Below are 16,534 nucleotides of genomic sequence, written 5' to 3'. Positions count from 1 at the left end.
ACCCCTGACCTGAAGAACCGAGAACTAGCACTCTCGACATCCATCAACCCAAAGAAACCCACAAAAAAGGGGTTCGATACTTGGCACTGACTTTCGGCACGCTGTTGAGTTCTCAAGGAGCGGACGCACAGCAACTCGGCCCTCGCGGGCTTCGTTCCTGGCAGCTTCTCCTACTGTACGCCGCTCTCGGAGTCCTGCACCCGGGGGTGCCCTCCGCAGCCCTCCCGGACCTGTCCGGCGCGTAGAGAACCATACACGACCTCCGGGGACCGGCCGCAAGTCGGGGAAGGCGTCCCCCGTCACAGGTGGCCCCGTCCCGGGCTCCGTCCTGGGCCGGCGGGGGTGGGGAGGACGGGCGGTCCTCCGCAGGGCCCCGCGGGCCCCGTCCCGGGACCCCGCCGAGCCTGCGAGGGGTGGGGGAGGACGGGGTCCTTCCCCGAGCGGCGGGGGGCAGCGGGGTCCTTCATCAGAGGCCGAGGAAGTTCTCGATCCCGACGGTGAGGCCGGGGTGCCGGCCGATCTCACGGACGGCGAGGAGGACCCCGGGCATGAAGGAGGCGCGGTCGAAGGAGTCGTGGCGCAGGGTCAGGGTCTCCCCCGCCGCTCCCATGAGCACCTCCTGGTGCGCGACCAGGCCGGTGAGCCGGACGGCGTGCACCGGCACCCCCTCGACGTCGGTACCCCGCGCACCGGGAAGGGAGTCCGTGGTCGCGTCGGGCGAGGCCGGCAGACCGGCCGCCCGGCGGGCGGCGGCGACCAGCCGCGCGGTCCGGACCGCCGTGCCGGACGGAGCGTCCACCTTGTTGGGGTGGTGCAGCTCGACGATCTCCGTGGACGGGAAGAAGCGCGCCGCCTCCTGCGCGAACCTCATGAGCAGCACGGCGCCGATGCCGAAGTTGGGAGCGATGACGACGCCGACATCGGGCTTGGGCTCGAGCCACTCCGCGACGGTGGCGAGCTTCTCCTCGTCGAAACCGGTCGTGCCGACCACGCAATGGATGTTGTTGTCGATGCAGAACCGGATGTTGTCCATGACGACGTCCGGCCTGGTGAAGTCGACGACCACCTGGGCACCGGCGTTGGCCACGTCGAACAGCCAGTCCCCCGCGTCGACCATGGCCACCAGCTCGAGGTCGTCCGCGGCGTTCACCGCCCTGACCACCTCGGTGCCCATCCGCCCACGGGCCCCCAGCACACCGACGGGGACGAGCGGCGCCTCACCCACGGGTGCGGTCGATCCGTGCTGGTCGGAGGCCGGGGTGCTGGTGGTCACGCGGTCAGGTTTCCCGCCGCGCGCGCCGGATGCAAGACGGCCCCGCGGTCAACCACGCGCGCCGCGGGACAGCAGGGCCCACAGCAGCAGGCCGGCCAGCACGCCGGCCACGTCCGCCAGCCAGTCGGCCACCGAGGCGGAGCGCTCCAGCGCGGAGAGGCCCTGGACGACCTCGCTGCCCGCGGCGTAGAGCACCAGCAGCACGCCGAGGACGCCGGCACGGAAGCCGGCCCACCGACCGCTCGCCGCGAGGGCGGCGAACAGCAGCAGGTGCACCAGCTTGTCCACCCCCGGCGGGGACGACGGGACGTCGTCGGCAGGAGCGAACAGCACCGCGAGCGACACCAGGACGGCCACGGCGAACACGCCACGCGACAGCGCACCGTGGACGGCGAGGGAGGGGTGGGTGCGGCGCATCAGAGGCGGTCGAGCTCCGACTCCCGGTAGGGACCGACCACGGCAAGGCAGGTCGGGCGGGTGAGCAGGTCGGCGGCGACCGCACGGACCTGGTCCTCGTGGACGCCGTCCAGCCGGTCCAGCACCTCGCGCACCGGCAGGTACTCCCCGTAGGAGAGCTCGCTCTTGCCCAGCCGGCTCATCCGGGAGCCGGTGTCCTCCAGGCCGAGAACCAGTCCGCCCTTGAGCTGGCCACGACCGCGGGCGACCTCCTCGGCGGTGAGCCCCTCCGCAGCCACGCGGGCGAGCTCCTCCCGCACCAGCCGCAGCACCTCGGGCACCCGCTTGGGCGAGCACCCCGCGTAGACGGAGAACGATCCGGTGCCGGCGTAGTGCGACAGCGCCGAGCCCACGCTGTAGACCAGCCCGCGCTTCTCGCGGATCTCCTGGAACAGGCGCGAGCTCATCCCTCCGCCGACCGCGGTCTCCATGACCGCCGCCGCGTAGCGCCGCTCGTCGAGCCGCCCGAGGCCGACCGAGCCGAGCAGCAGGTGGGTCTGCTCGGTGCGCCGCCGGATCAGGCCGGTCGGGCGCGTCGGGGTCGTCGGCGCCTCCGCCTCACCCTGCCGCAACGCTGCCGGCCGCGCCGACCCGGACAGCCGCGACCCGAAGGCGGCGGTCACCAGATCCATCACCTGCCGGTGCTCCACCCGGCCGGCGGCGGTGACCACGATCGAAGGGATGGTGTAGCGCCGGCGGTACCACCCGTCGACGTCGTCCCGCGTCAGCGCCTCGATCGACTCGACGCTGCCCAGCACCGACCGACCCAGCGCGGTGCCGCCGAACAGCGTCTCGGCGAAGAGGTCGTGCACGGCGTCGGAGGGCTCGTCGTCGCGCATGGCGATCTCCTCGAGCACCACCGTCCGCTCGCTCTCCAGGTCCGCGGCCGTGTTGAGCGCGTCGGTGACGAGGTCGCCGAGCAGGGTCACGGCCAGCGGCAGGTCACTGGCGAGCACGTTCGCGTAGTAGCAGGTGTGCTCCTTGGCGGTGAAGGCGTTCATCTCACCGCCGACGGCGTCCATGGCCGTGGCGATCTCCAGCGCGCTTCGGCTGCCGGTCCCCTTGAAGAGCAGATGCTCCAGGAAGTGCGAGGAACCGGCCACGGCGTCCGTCTCGTCCCGCGAGCCGACGCCGACCCAGATACCCACGGTCGCGGAGAGCACCCCGGGCATCGTCTCGGTCAGGACGCGCAGACCGCCGGGCAGCTCCGTCCGCTCCACCCGGCCGCCGACCTCGTCGACGTCCAGGACCACCGTCTCTCCCACACCAGCCGGGGCCGGGCCGGGCGCCCCTGCACCCGTCCCGGCCCCGGTCAGAACCCGTTCAGCAGACGTGTCAGGCCTCCGCGGGTGCGGGGTCCACCTCGGCCGGCGCGGCGTCCGAGGACGCGTCGCCTTCGGCCGCGACCGGCACGAGGCTGATCTTGCCGCGGGCGTCGATGTCGGTGATCTCGACCTGCAGCTTGTCGCCCACGTTGACGACGTCCTCGACCTTGCCGATCCGCTTGCCGCCACCCAGCTTGCTGATGTGCACCAAGCCGTCCTTGCCCGGCAGCAGGGAGACGAAGGCACCGAACGGCGTGGTCTTCACGACCGTGCCGAGGAAGCGCTCGCCGACCTTCGGCATCTGCGGGTTGGCGATGGCGTTGATCCGGTCCACCGCCGCCTGGGCCGAGGGGCCGTCGGAGGCGCCGACGTAGATCGTGCCGTCGTCCTCGATGGTGATGTCGGCACCGGTCTCGTCCTGAATCGAGTTGATCATCTGACCCTTGGGGCCGATGACCGCGCCGATCTTGTCGACCGGGATGCGCACCGTGGTGACCCGCGGCGCGTACGGACTCATCTCGTCGGGGCCGTCGATGGCCTCGTTCATCACGTCGAGGATGTGCAGCCGGGCCGCGCGGGCCTGGGTCAGCGCCTGGGCCAGGACGTCGGAGGGGATGCCGTCGAGCTTGGTGTCCAGCTGGAGGGCCGTGACGAAGTCACGGGTGCCGGCGACCTTGAAGTCCATGTCACCGAAGGCGTCCTCGGCGCCGAGGATGTCGGTCAACGCGACGTACTCGGTCTTCCCGTCGACCTCGTCGGAGACCAGGCCCATGGCGATCCCGGCGACCGGGGCACGCAACGGGACGCCGGCGTTGAGCAGGGCCAGCGTCGAGGCACAGACCGAGCCCATGGACGTCGAGCCGTTGGAGCCCAGCGCCTCCGACACCTGTCGGATCGCGTAGGGGAACTCCTCGCGGTCGGGCAGCACCGGGAGCAGCGCCCGCTCGGCGAGCGCGCCGTGACCGATCTCCCGACGCTTGGGCGAGCCGACGCGACCGGTCTCACCGGTGGAGTACGGCGGGAAGTTGTAGTTGTGCATGTACCGCTTGCGGTTGTCCGGCGACAGCGTGTCCAGCTGCTGCTCCATGCGGAGCATGTTCAGCGTGGTGATGCCCAGGATCTGGGTCTCGCCGCGCTCGAACAGCGCTGAGCCGTGCACCCGCGGGACGACCTCGACCTCGGCCGAGAGCGGCCGGATGTCGGTGACGCCGCGCCCGTCGATGCGGACCTTGTCGCGCAGGATGCGCTGCCGGACGACCTTCTTGGTCACCGCGCGGAAGGCGGCGGAGACCTCCTTCTCGCGGCCCTCGAACTGGCCGGCGAGCTGCGCCTTGACGGCCTCCTTCAGCTCGTCGGTGGCGGCCTCCCGCTCCTGCTTCCCGGCGATGGCCTGCACCTCGGCCAGCCGGGAGGCGGCCTGTGCCTCGACGGCGGCGTAGACGTCGTCGGAGTAGTCGAGGAAGCGCGGGAACTCGGCGACCGGCTTGGCGGCCTTCTCGGCCAGCGCCGACTGGGCCTGGCACAGCGCCTTGATGAACGGCTTCGCGGCCTCGAGGCCCTGGGCGACGACCTCCTCGGTCGGGGCGGGGGCACCGCCGCCGACCAGCTGGATCGTCTTCTCGGTGGCCTCGGCCTCGACCATCATGATCGCGACGTCGCCGTCCGGGAGCACCCGGCCGGCCACGACCATGTCGAAGACGGCATCCTCCAGCTCGGCGTGGGTCGGGAAACCCACCCACTGGCCGTTGACCAGCGCGACGCGCGTGCCGCCGACCGGGCCGGAGAACGGCAGGCCCGACAGCTGGGTCGACGCCGAGGCGCCGTTGATGGCCAGCACGTCGTAGAGGTGGTCGGGGTCCAGCGCCAGGACGGTGATGACCACCTGCACCTCGTTGCGCAGCCCCTTGGCGAAGGTCGGGCGCAGCGGGCGGTCGATGAGCCGGCAGGTGAGGATCGCGTCCTCGGAGGGCCGGCCCTCGCGGCGGAAGAACGAGCCGGGGATGCGCCCGGCGGCGTACATGCGCTCCTCGACGTCGACCGTCAACGGGAAGAAGTCGAAGTGCTCCTTGGGCTGGCGGCCGGCCGTGGTGGCCGACAGGAGCATGGTGTCGCCCATGCTGACGACGACGGACCCGGCGGCCTGCCTGGCCAGCCGGCCGGTCTCGAAGGTGATGCTGCGGCTGCCGTAGCTGCCGTTGTCGATGACCGCGGTGGCGGTGGTGACCCCGTCCTCGGGGTCGAACTCCGCGGCGGTGCTGGTGTTCTGCGTGGTGGGTGCGGACACGGTGTCCTCTTCCTACGTCGCATGCGGCGACGTCCTCTTGGTGGCGCCCTGCGCCGAACTGCGCCCGGGTGACCGGTCTTCGATCGAAGCCCACGGGAGTCGTTCCCCTCCCCGCGGAGGGGCATGCCCGGAGGCCACTACCGAGGACCGACCAGTGTCGGGGCTCAGGCGGGAGGCCCGGGGGAACTCGTGCGGCGGGCGCCGCACGAGAGAGGGGACCGTCCCGGCCGGGACGGCCCCCTCTGGTCTCACCGGCGCAGGCCGAGCCGCTCGATGAGCGACCGGTACCGGTTGATGTCGGTCCTGGCCAGGTAGTTCAGCAGCCGGCGACGACGACCGACCAGCAGGAGCAGGCCCCGCCGGCTGTGGTGGTCGTGCTTGTGATGCTTGAGGTGCTCGGTCAGGTCGCTGATCCGGCGGGTCAGCATGGCGACCTGCACCTCGGGCGAGCCGGTGTCCTTCTCGACCGTCGCGTACTCGGTCATGATCTGCTGCTTCGTCGCGCTGTCGAGCGCCATGGATCGCCTCCGGGGCAGGTCACGTGTGGCCCCCGGTCTCTGTCACGGGGGCAGGCTGCACACAGGCCGGGTCGACCGACCGTCGGTCAGACTACCAGTCACGCTGTCGTCCCCTGCCGCCGCTCAGCCGCTGCCCGTGTCCTCGGCGGGAGGCATCCGGCCCCCGCGCCGTGTCCACCCCGGCCGAGTGTCGTCCCCGACCGGCGCGCTGGACCGCGCCTGTCCCCGGCCGTCGTCACGACGGTTGCGGGCTCGTTCCCATGATGCGGCGGGTGTCGGCGACGTCGCGGCCCATGGCCGCGACCAGCTCGTCGACGCCGGTGAAGGCGGCCATCGGCCGCAGCCGCTGGACGAACTCCACCCCGACGTGCTCGCCGTAGAGGTCGCCGTCGAAGTCCAGCAGGTACGCCTCGACCGTGCGCCGGCTGCCCTGGAACGTCGGGTTGGTGCCGACCGAGATCGCCGCCGGCGAGGTGCGCACGCTGGCGCCGGTGCGCGGGTCGAGGATGACGAGCCCGCCGGCGTAGACGCCGTCTGCCGGGATCGCGGTGAACGACGGGGACTCCACGTTCGCCGTCGGGTAGCCCAGCTCGCGGCCGCGCCGGTCCCCGCGGACCACCACGCCCTCGATGCGGTGCGGCCGGCCGAGCGCCCGGGCGGCGGAGACCATGTCACCGGCGGCCACGCAGGCCCGGACGTACGTGGAAGAGATGGTGATCTCGCCGTCCGCCGACGACTCGCCCGCGAGCGGCACCGGGTCCACGGTGAAGCCGAACCGGCGGCCCTCCTGGGCCAGCGTCGTGACCGTGCCCGCCGCCCGGTGGCCGTAGGTGAAGTTCTCCCCCACGACCACCGAGGCGGCGTGCAGGTGCTCGACCAGCACGGTGTGGGTGAAGGTCTCGGGCGACAGCCGCATGAACTCGGGGGTGAACGGCAGCACGCACATCTCGTCCACACCGAGCCCGGCGACCAGCTCGGCCTTCCGGTCCAGCGAGGTGAGGATCGCCGGGTGCGAGCCCGGGCGCACCACCTCGGACGGGTGCGGGTCGAAGGTGAGCAGCAGGCACGGCCGGTCCAGCGCACGGGCCCGCGCCACGGCCGTGCCGATCAACTCCTGGTGCCCGCGGTGGACGCCGTCGTACATGCCGACGGTGACCACCGTGCGGCCCAGGTCCCCGGGGGTCGCGTCCAGCCCCCGCCAGCGGCGCACGTCGACGAGCCCGGACCGCTCAGGCGATCCGGTGCAGCCAGCCGTGGGTGTCGGGCACCCGGCCGTGCTGGACGTCGAGCAGGTGCCCGCGCAACGTCATCGTGACCGGGCCGGGCTCGCCGTCGCCCACGGTGAAGTCCCCGGTGCGCGCCTTGACCTCGCCGACCGGGGTGATGACCGCCGCGGTGCCGCAGGCGAAGGTCTCGGTGACCGTGCCGTCGGCCACGCCGGACCGCCACTCCTCCACGCTGACCTTCCGCTCGGTGACGCGGTGGCCCATCTCGCGGGCCACCGTGATCAGCGAGTCGCGGGTGATGCCCGGCAGCAGCGTGCCGGTGAGCTCGGGGGTGACCAGCTCCGCGTCGTCCCCGGAGCCGAGGACGAAGAACAGGTTCATCCCGCCCATCTCCTCGACGTAGCGCTTCTCCACCGCGTCGAGCCAGACGACCTGGTCGCAGCCGGCGTCGATCGCCTGCTCCTGGGCCAGCAGACTGGCGGCGTAGTTGCCGGCGCACTTCACGTCGCCGGTACCGCCGGGCGCAGCGCGGATGTAGTCCTCGGAGAGGTAGACCGACACCGGGTGCACGCCGCGCGGGAAGTAGGCGCCGGCCGGGCTGGCGATGACCAGGAACAGGTACTCGTGCGCCGGGCGGACGCCGAGGAAGGGCTCGGTCGCCAGCTGGTAGGGCCGCAGGTACAGGGTCTGGTCGGGGCCGGTGGGCACCCAGCCGCGGTCGGCCTCGACCAGGGTGTCGACGGCGGCGAGGAATGCCTCCTCCGGCACCGGGGGCATGGCCAGCCGCTTGGCGCCGCGGACGAAGCGGGCCGCGTTGGCCTCGGGCCGGAAGGTGGCCACGCTGCCGTCGGGCTGGGCGTAGGCCTTGAGCCCCTCGAAGATCGACTGGGCGTAGTGCAGTGCGGCGGTTGCCGGGTCGACCTGCAGCGGCGCGTACGAGGTCAACCGGGCGTCGTACCAACCCTCACCGGCGCGGTAGCGCGCCACGAACATCGAGTCGGTGAAGTACCGGCCGAAGCCGGGGTCGGCGAGCAGTGCGCTGCGCTCGGCCTCAGGACGACGCGGCACGTCCTCCACGACCACCGGCACGCCCTCGGTGAACATCCGGGACGAGGTACGGCTGTCGGCGAGCGTGTCGGTCATGGCTCCCACCTGCGGCGTGCGCGGATCCGAGGGCGGCCCGGCGGCTGCCGGACCGCCCGCTCACCCTAGCTCCGCGGTCGCCGGGACCGGCGACGACCGCTGCGGGTGTCACTGACGGTCGGGCGCCGCGCTCTCGATCACCTCGTAGGACCACAGGTGCGAGGAGTTGCTGGCCGCCGGCGCCAGGTCGGACCCGCCGCCTTCGTGGGCGCGGGCGAAGTCCTGCCCGGACTCCCACGCCCGGTAGGCCTCCTCGCTCTCCCAGCGGGTGTAGACCAGGTACTGGTCGGTGCCCTCCAGCGGGCGCAGCAGCTCGAACCACTCGAAGCCCGCGGACTTCTCGACCGCACCGCCGCGGCCCTTGAAGCGCTCCTCGAAGCGCTCCTGCTTGTCCTTGGGCACGGTGATCGCGTTGATCTTGACGACGCTCATGGCTGCCCCCTTCCCGGCAGGGGACCCGGTCAATCCCACCGGTGCCCTGCGGCCCGGAGCGCCCCGGGCGAGGATGTCCCGATGACCCCGGCCCCGCGGCCCGGCGTGATCTTCGACGTCGACGGCACCCTGCTGGACACCAACTACCTGCACGTCCTGGCCTGGTGGCAGGCCTTCCGGGACACCGGCCACACCGAGATCTCGATGGCGGACTGCCATCGAGCGATCGGCATCGCCAGCGCCGAGCTGGTGAGCCACCTCCTCGGGGACGACGTCCCCGACGTCGACGACATCGTCGAGGCGCACAGCAAGCGGTACGAGGCGCTCCGCGACCAGGTGGTCGCCTTCCCGCGAACCGCCGAGCTGCTCGGCGCGTGCCGGGAGCGGGGCCTGGCCGTGGTGCTGGCGACCAGCGGCCAGGAGTCGGACCTGGAGTGGATGCAGCCCGCGATCGGAGCCCAGGACGTCGTCGACGGGGCCACCACGTCGGCCGACGTCGGGTCGGCCAAGCCGGCGCCGGAGCTGCTGGAGACGACGGCCGCCGACCACGGCCTGGACACCGCGCGCACCGTTGCGGTCGGGGACACGATCTGGGACGTACGGTCGGCGCGGGACGCCGGACTGCCTTGCATCGCGCTCACCTGCGGTGGGATCTCGCGGGGCGAGCTGCAGGAGGCCGGCGCCGACGAGGTCTACGACGACCCGGCCGACCTCCTCGTCCACCTCGACGACTCGCTCATCGGGCGGGCCGCCCGCGGCTGACGCCTGCTTCCTCGGCCCCGGCCCGGGTCCCGCCGGCCCCGTCCAGAGGCTCGCCGCGAGCCTGCGAGCGGGGAGGAGGACGGGGTCCTCTTACGAGTGGCGGGGGGCAAGGGGGTCCTTCAAGGGGGGACGCGGGGTCCTTCCTCGGCCGGGCGGGAACCCGACGGCGACGCGGGCGGTTCCGTCGGCGTCCTCGACGAGGGCGACGAGCCGGCCCTCGCCGTCGACGGCGGCGTGCAGGCCGGGGGCGCCGGTGGCCGGGATCCGCTGCCCGTACCCCAGCGCCCGGGCCTCCCCGGCGGTGAGCGCGCGCGAGGGGAACACGGCGAGGGCGGCCTCGGTCAGCCCGAGCACGCCCGCTCCCCCGCCGGCGGCCAGGGCCGCTCCGGCGTCCTCCACGGGCGCGGCCTCGGCGACCGTGAACGGGCCGGAGGCGGTGCGGCGCAGCGCGGTGAGGTGTCCGCCGACGCCGAGCGCGGCGCCGGCGTCGCGGGCGATCGCGCGGACGTACGTCCCGGCGGTGCAGGTGACCGTCACGTCGGCGTCCACCAGGTCGGGCGTGGGCCGGGCGATGCGGTGGACGTCGAGCCGGTGGACGGTGACGGCCCGGGGTTCGAGCACGATCTCCTCGCCGGCGCGCACCCGGTCGTAGGAGCGGCGGCCGGCGACCTTGACCGCGCTCACCGAGGAGGGGACCTGCAGCAGCGGGCCGGTCTGCGTGATCAGGGCGGCGGTGACGGATGCGTCGTCCAGGTGTCCGGCGGAGGCGGTGGCCACGACCTCGCCCTCGCGGTCGTCGGTGACCGTTGCCTGTCCGAGCCGGACCGTCGCCTCGTAGGTCTTGTCGTGCCCGCCGACGTACCCCAGCAGCCGGGTCGCCGTCCCCACGCCGAGGACGAGCAGGCCGGTGGCCATCGGGTCGAGCGTGCCGGCGTGGCCGACCCGGCGGACCGACAGGATCCGCCGGGCCCGGGCGACGACGTCGTGCGAGGTCATGCCCCCCGGCTTGTCGACCAGCAGGAGGCCCGGCGGGACGTCGGCGTCGCGACGGCGGCGGCTCATGCCGTCACCGTGTCAGGTGCGGTGAGCCACCTCTCCCCCGCCACCCGTACGAGAACAGCGACCAGCCGCAGGGCGATGAACAGCGTGAGGCCGGTCCACACCCCGACCAGCCCCCAGCCGAGCGGGACGGCGAGCAGGGACAGCGGCACGAAGCCGACCAGCGCCGCGCCGATGGTCACCGTGCGCAGGTAGCCGACGTCGCCGGCGCCCATCAGCACGCCGTCGAGGGCGAACACGACGCCGGCCAGGGGCTGCATCGCGGCGAGGAACCACCAGGCGACGGCCGCCTGCGCGAGCACCGCGGGGTCGTCGGTGAACAGCGGCGGCACGACCGGGCGCAGCGCCAGCAGCGCGGCGGCGACGGCCACCCCCGTGCCCAGGCCCCACAGGGTGACCCGTCGGGCGGTGTCGCGGGCCACGTCGGGCCGGGCGGCGCCGAGGGCCTGCCCGACGAGGGTCTGCGCCGCGATGGCATAGGCGTCGAGCACGAGGGCGAGGAAGAAGAACAGCTGGATGGCGATCTGGTGCGCGCCGAGCTCGGCGGTGCCGGCGCGGGCGACCACACCGGTCGCCACGAGGAAGGACACCTGGAGCACAGCGGCCCGCAGCAGCAGGTCGCGGCCGATGACCAGCTGGGACCGGACCGCCGCGGGGCGGGGCCGCCACGGGACACCCTCCCGCAGCAGCGCCCGGACGAACAGGGCGGCGGAGAGCGCCTGCCCGGCCACGTTGGCGACCGCGGATCCGACCAGGCCGAGGCCGGCCGGGTACACCAGCAGGGGGCACAGCACCAGGCTCGCCAGGCTGCCGGCCAGCACGTAGTGCATCGGGCGACGCAGCTCCTGCACCCCGCGCAGCCAGCCGTTGCCGGCCAGCGAGACGAGCAGCAGCGGCGCGCCCAGGCTGGCCACGCGCAGCCAGCTCTCTCCCGCCGCGGCGACCGGGCCGGCCCCACCGGCGAGCAGCCGGGTGAGCGGACCGGCGAGCAGCTGGAACAGCGTCAGCACGAGCAGCCCGAGGGCGAGCGCCAGCCAGGTGGCCTGGACGCCCTCGGCGACCGCGCCCGCCCGGTCGCCGGCGCCGGCGCGGCGGGCGGCGCGCGCCGTGGTGCCGTAGGCGAGGAAGTTCAGCAGCGCCGCGGCCCACGTCAGGAGCGCACCGCCGACGGCGAGCCCGCCCAGGGCGACGGTGCCGAGGTTGCCGACGACGGCCGTGTCGACCAGCAGGTACAGCGGCTCCGCGGCCAGGACGACGAGGGCGGGAGCGGCCAGCGCGAGCACGGACGGTTCGCGGTGTGGGGGCCCGGTGGCCCCCTGCAGGGTCCCACCGCGAGCTTGCGAGTGGTGGGAGGCAGGGGGTCCTTCTACCGCCGCGGAGCCGTGGACGGGCTCAGCGCCGGCCGGGGACGGCTCTCGGCCGCGGTGCGGTCCGGAGGACCGCGATGTCATCGCGTCATGCCCCGGCGCTCAACTCCCGGCGGATGGCGCGCATCGTGGCCTCGCGGTCCTCGTGCGAGGTGCAGCCCGCCGCCAGCGTGTGGCCGCCGCCGCCGAGGGCCATCGCCACCCGGGCGACGTCGGTGGCACCGCGGGAGCGCAGCGACACCGACCACGAGCCGTCGTCCTGCCCTTTGAGCACGCAGGCGACGTCGGCCTCCTGGGTGGAACGGACGACGTCGACCAGCGCCTCCAGCTGCTCCCCGGGCAGGCCGTGCTCGGCGGCCTCGGCGGTGCTCGACCAGGTCCACACCAGCCCGACACCGACGTCGGCCTCCAGCACCGCGCGGCCGGCGACGACCGAGAGCAGGCCGAGCCAGCCGAACGGCGCCGTGTCGAAGAGGCGCTGGCTGATCATGGCGTGGTCGATGCCGGTGGCCAGCAGGCGTGCGGCGAGGTCGTGGGTGTCCGGGCGGGTGTTGCCGAATCGGAAGGACCCGGTGTCGGCGGCCAGCCCGGCGTAGAGGCAGGTGGCCAGCCGCTCGTCGAGGGGGACGCCGAGCCCGTCGAGCAGGTCGGCGACGAGCACGACGGTCGCCGGCGCGGCCGGGTCGACGACGCGCACGTCGCCGAAGCCGGGGTTGCTGGCGTGGTGGTCGACGACCACGGAGGTCGCGGCGCCGTCCAGCAGCCCGGCCAGCTCGCCCAGCCGGGCCGGCGAGGCAGCGTCGAGGCTGACGAAGACCCCGGGGGACGCCGGGACCGCGGACGAGGGCACCAGGCCCTCGGCCCCGGGCAGCCAACCCAGGGACGGCGGCAGGGTGAAGGGGTCGGGAAAGGTGGCCAGCACCCGCGCGCCGCGGCGCCGGAGGCCCTCGGCGAGGGCCAGCGTGCTGCCGAGCGCGTCGGCGTCGGGCTGCACGTGCCCGGCGAGGACCACGGTGGCCCGGGCCGCAGCCGCCTCGGCGAGGACGGCCGCGGCGCGGTCGGTCAGGTCGGTGCCCCGGGGGAGGGAGATCGTCACGGGCCCTCCTCGCCGGCGCTCGTCGGTCCCGTGCCCAACCGTGCCGTGTCCCTGCGGAACCTCGCGACCTCGGTCACGTGTCCGGACCGGGATCGGCGACCGGCGCCGCGTTCCCCTCCTCGGTCACGCGCCCGCCGCCGACCGGGTAGCCCTCGCCGTTGTCCGGTTCGTCGGAGGTGATGCTGGGCGCGTCCCCGATGTCGCCGTACTTGCCGCCCTGGGTCGGGTCCCCGGTGTCGGGCTCGGGACGGCCGCCCAGCACGGAGCGGCCATACCCCCCGTCGGGCAGGTTCGGGTCGGGGTCGTTCTCACTCACCGGGCGCTGCTCCTGCTCTGGATGGGTACGTCGGCACTGTCATCGGCAGTCCCACCGTCGGCTGTGTCGACGGGAGGGTCCTCGTCGGTCGCGTCCTCGTCGACGTCCTCGACCGGACGGCGGTACGGATCGGCGTCCCCCGCGTACTGGGCCCCGGCGCGGATGCGGGCCAGCTCGGCGTCGGCGTGCCGGACCCGTTCGAGTGCGGCGTCGAGGTCGCGCGCCGTGTCGGGTACGTGGTCGGCGACGAAGGTCAGCGTGGGCACGAACTTGATGCCGGTCTGGCGGCCCACGGTGGAGCGCAGCACGCCGGTCGCCGACGCGAGCGCCTTGGCGGAGTCCTCGACCTGGGTCTGGTCGCCGTAGACGGTGTAGAAGACCGTCGCCTCGCGGAGGTCGCTGGTCACCCGGGCGTCGGTGACGGTCACCATGCCCAGTCGCGGGTCCTTGACCTGCGTCTCGATCGCGGCGGAGACGATCTGGCGGATGCGCACCGCGAGCTTGCGGGCGCGGGCCGGGTCGGCCATCGGACCTCCTCGGAGGGGTGCCCCGCGACGGCGGAGCACCGGACGGACAGTTGACGGGCCCCCTTCTCCTCAGCCCTCGCAGGCTCGGGCCGAGCCTCGGGAGGGGGCCGGACGGAGTGGCCCCGTCCCGGGTCCCACCCCGAGCTTGCGAAGGGTGGGTAGGACGGGGTCCTTCCACGGTGGGGGGCAAGGGGGTCCTCAGTCGGTGTCGCTGAACAGCTGCCGGTGCGTCGAGAGCAGCGTCACCTCGGGCCGCTCGGCGAGCAACCGCTCGCAGGCGTCGAGGACGTCGGCGACCTGCCCCGGGTCCCCGGCGACCGTGGCCACCCCGACCTGCACGCGGCGGTGCAGGTCCTGGTCGCCGACCTCGGCGGCGGCCACGGCATACCGACGCCGCAGCTCGGCCACGATCGGCCGGACCACGGCGCGCTTGCCCTTGAGCGAGTGGACGTCGCCCAGCAGCAGGTCGGCGTTCAGCGTGCCGGTGAACACCGAACCTCCCCGTCCTGCTGCTGGGCGACGCGGCCCCGTCCCGAGGCTCACGCCGAGCGTGCGAGGCGTGAGGAGGACGGGGCCCCTCCGTTACTCGCGCGGCTTCTCGCGCATCTCGAAGGTCTCGATGACGTCCTCGACCTTGATGTCGTTGAACGATCCGAGACCGATACCGCACTCGTAGCCCTCACGGACCTCGGTCACGTCGTCCTTGAAGCGACGCAGTGACTCGACGGCGAGGTTGTCGGCGACGACCACGCCGTCACGGACCAGCCGGGCCTTGGAGTTCCGGGTGATCGTGCCGCTGCGGACGATGGAACCCGCGACGTTGCCGATCCGCGGCACCCGGAAGACCTCGCGGACCTCCGCCGTGCCGAGCCCGACCTCCTCGTACTCCGGCTTGAGCATGCCCTTGAGGGCCGCCTCGATCTCTTCGATCGCCTGGTAGATGACCGAGTAGTACCGGACGTCGATGCCCTCGCGGTTGGCCAGCTCGGTGGCCTGCCCCTCGGCCCGGACGTTGAAGCCCAGGACGATGACGTCGTCGGCCAGCGCCAGGTCGATGTCGCTCTTGGTGATCGACCCGACCCCGCGGTGGATGACCCGCAGCGAGACGTCGTCGCTCACCTCGATCTTCATCAGCGCCTCCTCGAGCGCCTCCACGGTGCCCGAGTTGTCGCCCTTGATGATCAGGTTGAGCTGGCGGTTCTCCCGGAGCGCCGCGTCGAGGTCCTCCAGGCTGATCCGCTTGCGCATCTGGGCGTTCTGCGCGTTGCGGATGCGGGCCTGGCGGCGGTCGGCGATCTGCCGGGCCACCCGGTCCTCCTCGACGACGAGGAAGGTGTCACCCGCCCGCGGCACCGACGTGAGCCCGACGACCTGCACCGGACGGGCCGGCAGCGCCTCCTTGAGCTTGTTGCCGTACTCGTCGAGCAGCGAGCGCACGCGGCCGTAGGCGTCGCCGGCCACGATGGAGTCCCCGGTCCGCAGCGTGCCGCGCTGGACCAGGACGGTCGCGACCGGGCCGCGGCCCTTGTCCAGCTTGCCCTCGATGACCACACCCTGCGGGTCCTGCTCGGTGTTGGCGCGCAGGTCCAGCGAGGCGTCGGCGGTCAGCAGGATCGCCGCGAGCAGGTCGTCGATGCCCTGGCGGGTGGTCGCGGAGACGTCGACGAACATCGTGTCGCCGCCGTACTCCTCGGCCACCAGCCCGTACTCGGTGAGCTGCTGGCGGATCTTGGCGGGGTTGGCCCCCTCCTTGTCGATCTTGTTGACCGCGACCACGATCGGCACGTCCGCGGCCTGGGCGTGGTTGAGCGCCTCGACCGTCTGCGGCATGACGCCGTCGTCGGCCGCGACGACCAGGACGACGATGTCGGTCACCTTGGCGCCGCGGGCACGCATCGCGGTGAACGACTCGTGACCCGGGGTGTCGATGAAGGTGATCGGTCGGTCCTCGCCCTCCAGTTCGGAGGTGATCTGGTAGGCGCCGATGTGCTGGGTGATGCCGCCGGCCTCCCGCGCCACCACGTTGGTGTTGCGGATGGCGTCGAGCAGCTTGGTCTTCCCGTGGTCGACGTGACCCATGACGGTCACCACCGGCGGGCGGGCCTCCCAGTCCTCCTGGTCGCCCTCGTCGCCGAAGGTGAGGTCGAAGGTCTCGAGCAGCTCGCGGTCCTCGTCCTCGGGGCTGACCACCTGGATGTCCCAGTCGATCTCCGCACCGAGCAGCTGCAGCGTCTCGTCGTTGACCGACTGGGTCGCGGTGACCATCTCGCCCAGGTGGAACAGGGCGGTGACCAGCGCGGCCGGCTGCGCGCCGATCTTCTCGGCGAGGTCGGTCAGCGAGGCACCCCGCGGCAGGCGGACGGTCTGCCCGTTGCCGCGCGGCAGGCTGACGCCGCCCATGCTGGGCGCCGCCATGGAGTCGAACTCCTGACGCCGCTGCTTCTTGCTCTTGCGCCCGCGGACCGGGCCACGCCCGCCGGGACGGCCGAAGGCACCCGCGGTACCCGCACCGGAGCCACCGCGGCCCCGGCCGCGGCCACCGCCACCACCACCGCCGCGGAAGCCACCGCCGGCGGGAGCACCGGCGCCACCACCGCCACCACCGGGACGGAAGCCACCGCCGCCGCCACCGGGGCCACCACCGGGACGGCCACGGCCTGCACCGCCGGGACCACCGGGTCGGCCGGCACCGACCGGCCGCGGCGGCATCATGCCGGGCGAGGGCCGCGGCGGCATCATGCCCGGGTTCG

At 73.4% G+C, this 16,534-nt stretch carries 16 protein-coding genes; 1 reads left to right on the top strand and 15 read right to left on the bottom strand.

Features of this window, described 5'->3' with window-relative positions:
• Positions 1 to 466: 466 nt before the first annotated feature.
• The 8 genes from dapB to E4P41_RS18445 all read right to left on the bottom strand — a co-directional run bounded on the left by dapB (position 467) and on the right by E4P41_RS18445 (position 8,657).
• Positions 467 to 1,273 (bottom strand): 4-hydroxy-tetrahydrodipicolinate reductase, encoded by an 807-nt coding sequence (gene dapB, locus E4P41_RS18480; RefSeq protein ID WP_135142717.1) that lies wholly within the window; start codon positions 1,271 to 1,273, stop codon positions 467 to 469.
• A gap of 48 nt (positions 1,274 to 1,321) precedes the next feature.
• Positions 1,322 to 1,690 carry a VanZ family protein gene (locus E4P41_RS18475; protein ID WP_135142716.1) on the bottom strand — a complete coding sequence of 123 codons (369 nt, stop codon included), beginning with the start codon at positions 1,688 to 1,690 and terminating at the stop codon, positions 1,322 to 1,324.
• Entirely contained in the window at positions 1,690 to 2,982 is a 1,293-nt protein-coding gene (locus E4P41_RS18470; RefSeq protein ID WP_245177471.1) for a pitrilysin family protein, read from the bottom strand. Before E4P41_RS18470 ends, E4P41_RS18475 begins: the two co-directional genes overlap by 1 nt.
• An 82-nt stretch (positions 2,983 to 3,064) precedes the next feature.
• Positions 3,065 to 5,338 carry a polyribonucleotide nucleotidyltransferase gene (locus E4P41_RS18465; RefSeq protein WP_135142715.1) on the bottom strand — a complete coding sequence of 758 codons (2,274 nt, stop codon included), beginning with the start codon at positions 5,336 to 5,338 and terminating at the stop codon, positions 3,065 to 3,067.
• Positions 5,339 to 5,586: 248 nt separating this feature from the next.
• Complete coding sequence (gene rpsO, locus E4P41_RS18460) at positions 5,587 to 5,856, bottom strand: 30S ribosomal protein S15 (protein WP_135142714.1); 270 nt, start codon at positions 5,854 to 5,856, stop codon at positions 5,587 to 5,589.
• Positions 5,857 to 6,091: 235 nt separating this feature from the next.
• Positions 6,092 to 7,066: a bifunctional riboflavin kinase/FAD synthetase gene (locus E4P41_RS18455; RefSeq protein ID WP_135142713.1), complete on the bottom strand. Its 975-nt coding sequence runs from the start codon at positions 7,064 to 7,066 to the stop codon at positions 6,092 to 6,094.
• A gap of 19 nt (positions 7,067 to 7,085) precedes the next feature.
• The gene (locus E4P41_RS18450; protein WP_209307792.1) at positions 7,086 to 8,225 is read right to left on the bottom strand and encodes a branched-chain amino acid aminotransferase; all 1,140 of its coding nucleotides are present in this window, start codon (positions 8,223 to 8,225) and stop codon (positions 7,086 to 7,088) included.
• Positions 8,226 to 8,333: 108 nt separating this feature from the next.
• A complete protein-coding gene (locus tag E4P41_RS18445; RefSeq protein ID WP_135142712.1) occupies positions 8,334 to 8,657 on the bottom strand; it encodes an antibiotic biosynthesis monooxygenase in 324 nt (107 codons plus the stop codon).
• Positions 8,658 to 8,738: 81 nt separating this feature from the next.
• Between E4P41_RS18445 and E4P41_RS18440 the strand changes: the two genes are divergently transcribed.
• Entirely contained in the window at positions 8,739 to 9,419 is a 681-nt protein-coding gene (locus E4P41_RS18440) for an HAD family hydrolase (protein ID WP_135142711.1), read from the top strand.
• A gap of 90 nt (positions 9,420 to 9,509) precedes the next feature.
• Here the strand turns inward: E4P41_RS18440 and truB are convergent, their stop codons facing one another.
• The 7 genes from truB to infB all read right to left on the bottom strand — a co-directional run bounded on the left by truB (position 9,510) and on the right by infB (position 16,199).
• Positions 9,510 to 10,481: a tRNA pseudouridine(55) synthase TruB gene (gene truB / locus E4P41_RS18435; RefSeq protein ID WP_135142710.1), complete on the bottom strand. Its 972-nt coding sequence runs from the start codon at positions 10,479 to 10,481 to the stop codon at positions 9,510 to 9,512.
• Positions 10,478 to 11,761: an MATE family efflux transporter gene (locus E4P41_RS18430; protein WP_135142709.1), complete on the bottom strand. Its 1,284-nt coding sequence runs from the start codon at positions 11,759 to 11,761 to the stop codon at positions 10,478 to 10,480. Before E4P41_RS18430 ends, truB begins: the two co-directional genes overlap by 4 nt.
• Positions 11,762 to 11,933: 172 nt before the next feature.
• Positions 11,934 to 12,941 (bottom strand): bifunctional oligoribonuclease/PAP phosphatase NrnA, encoded by a 1,008-nt coding sequence (locus E4P41_RS18425; RefSeq protein ID WP_135142708.1) that lies wholly within the window; start codon positions 12,939 to 12,941, stop codon positions 11,934 to 11,936.
• Positions 12,942 to 13,014: 73 nt separating this feature from the next.
• Positions 13,015 to 13,257: a hypothetical protein gene (locus tag E4P41_RS18420; protein WP_135142707.1), complete on the bottom strand. Its 243-nt coding sequence runs from the start codon at positions 13,255 to 13,257 to the stop codon at positions 13,015 to 13,017.
• A complete protein-coding gene (gene rbfA / locus E4P41_RS18415) occupies positions 13,254 to 13,784 on the bottom strand; it encodes a 30S ribosome-binding factor RbfA (RefSeq protein WP_135142706.1) in 531 nt (176 codons plus the stop codon). Before rbfA ends, E4P41_RS18420 begins: the two co-directional genes overlap by 4 nt.
• Positions 13,785 to 13,982: 198 nt before the next feature.
• Complete coding sequence (locus E4P41_RS18410) at positions 13,983 to 14,276, bottom strand: DUF503 domain-containing protein (protein ID WP_135142705.1); 294 nt, start codon at positions 14,274 to 14,276, stop codon at positions 13,983 to 13,985.
• Between the two features lie 90 nt (positions 14,277 to 14,366).
• Entirely contained in the window at positions 14,367 to 16,199 is a 1,833-nt protein-coding gene (infB, locus tag E4P41_RS18405) for a translation initiation factor IF-2 (protein ID WP_245177470.1), read from the bottom strand.
• Between the last annotated feature and the right edge of the window lie 335 nt (positions 16,200 to 16,534).

The organism is Geodermatophilus sp. DF01-2, from assembly GCF_004571065.1.
Classification (GTDB): domain Bacteria; phylum Actinomycetota; class Actinomycetes; order Mycobacteriales; family Geodermatophilaceae; genus Geodermatophilus.
The sequence above is the reverse complement of the archived record's forward strand: the minus strand, read 5'-3'. Positions and strand labels throughout refer to the sequence as shown.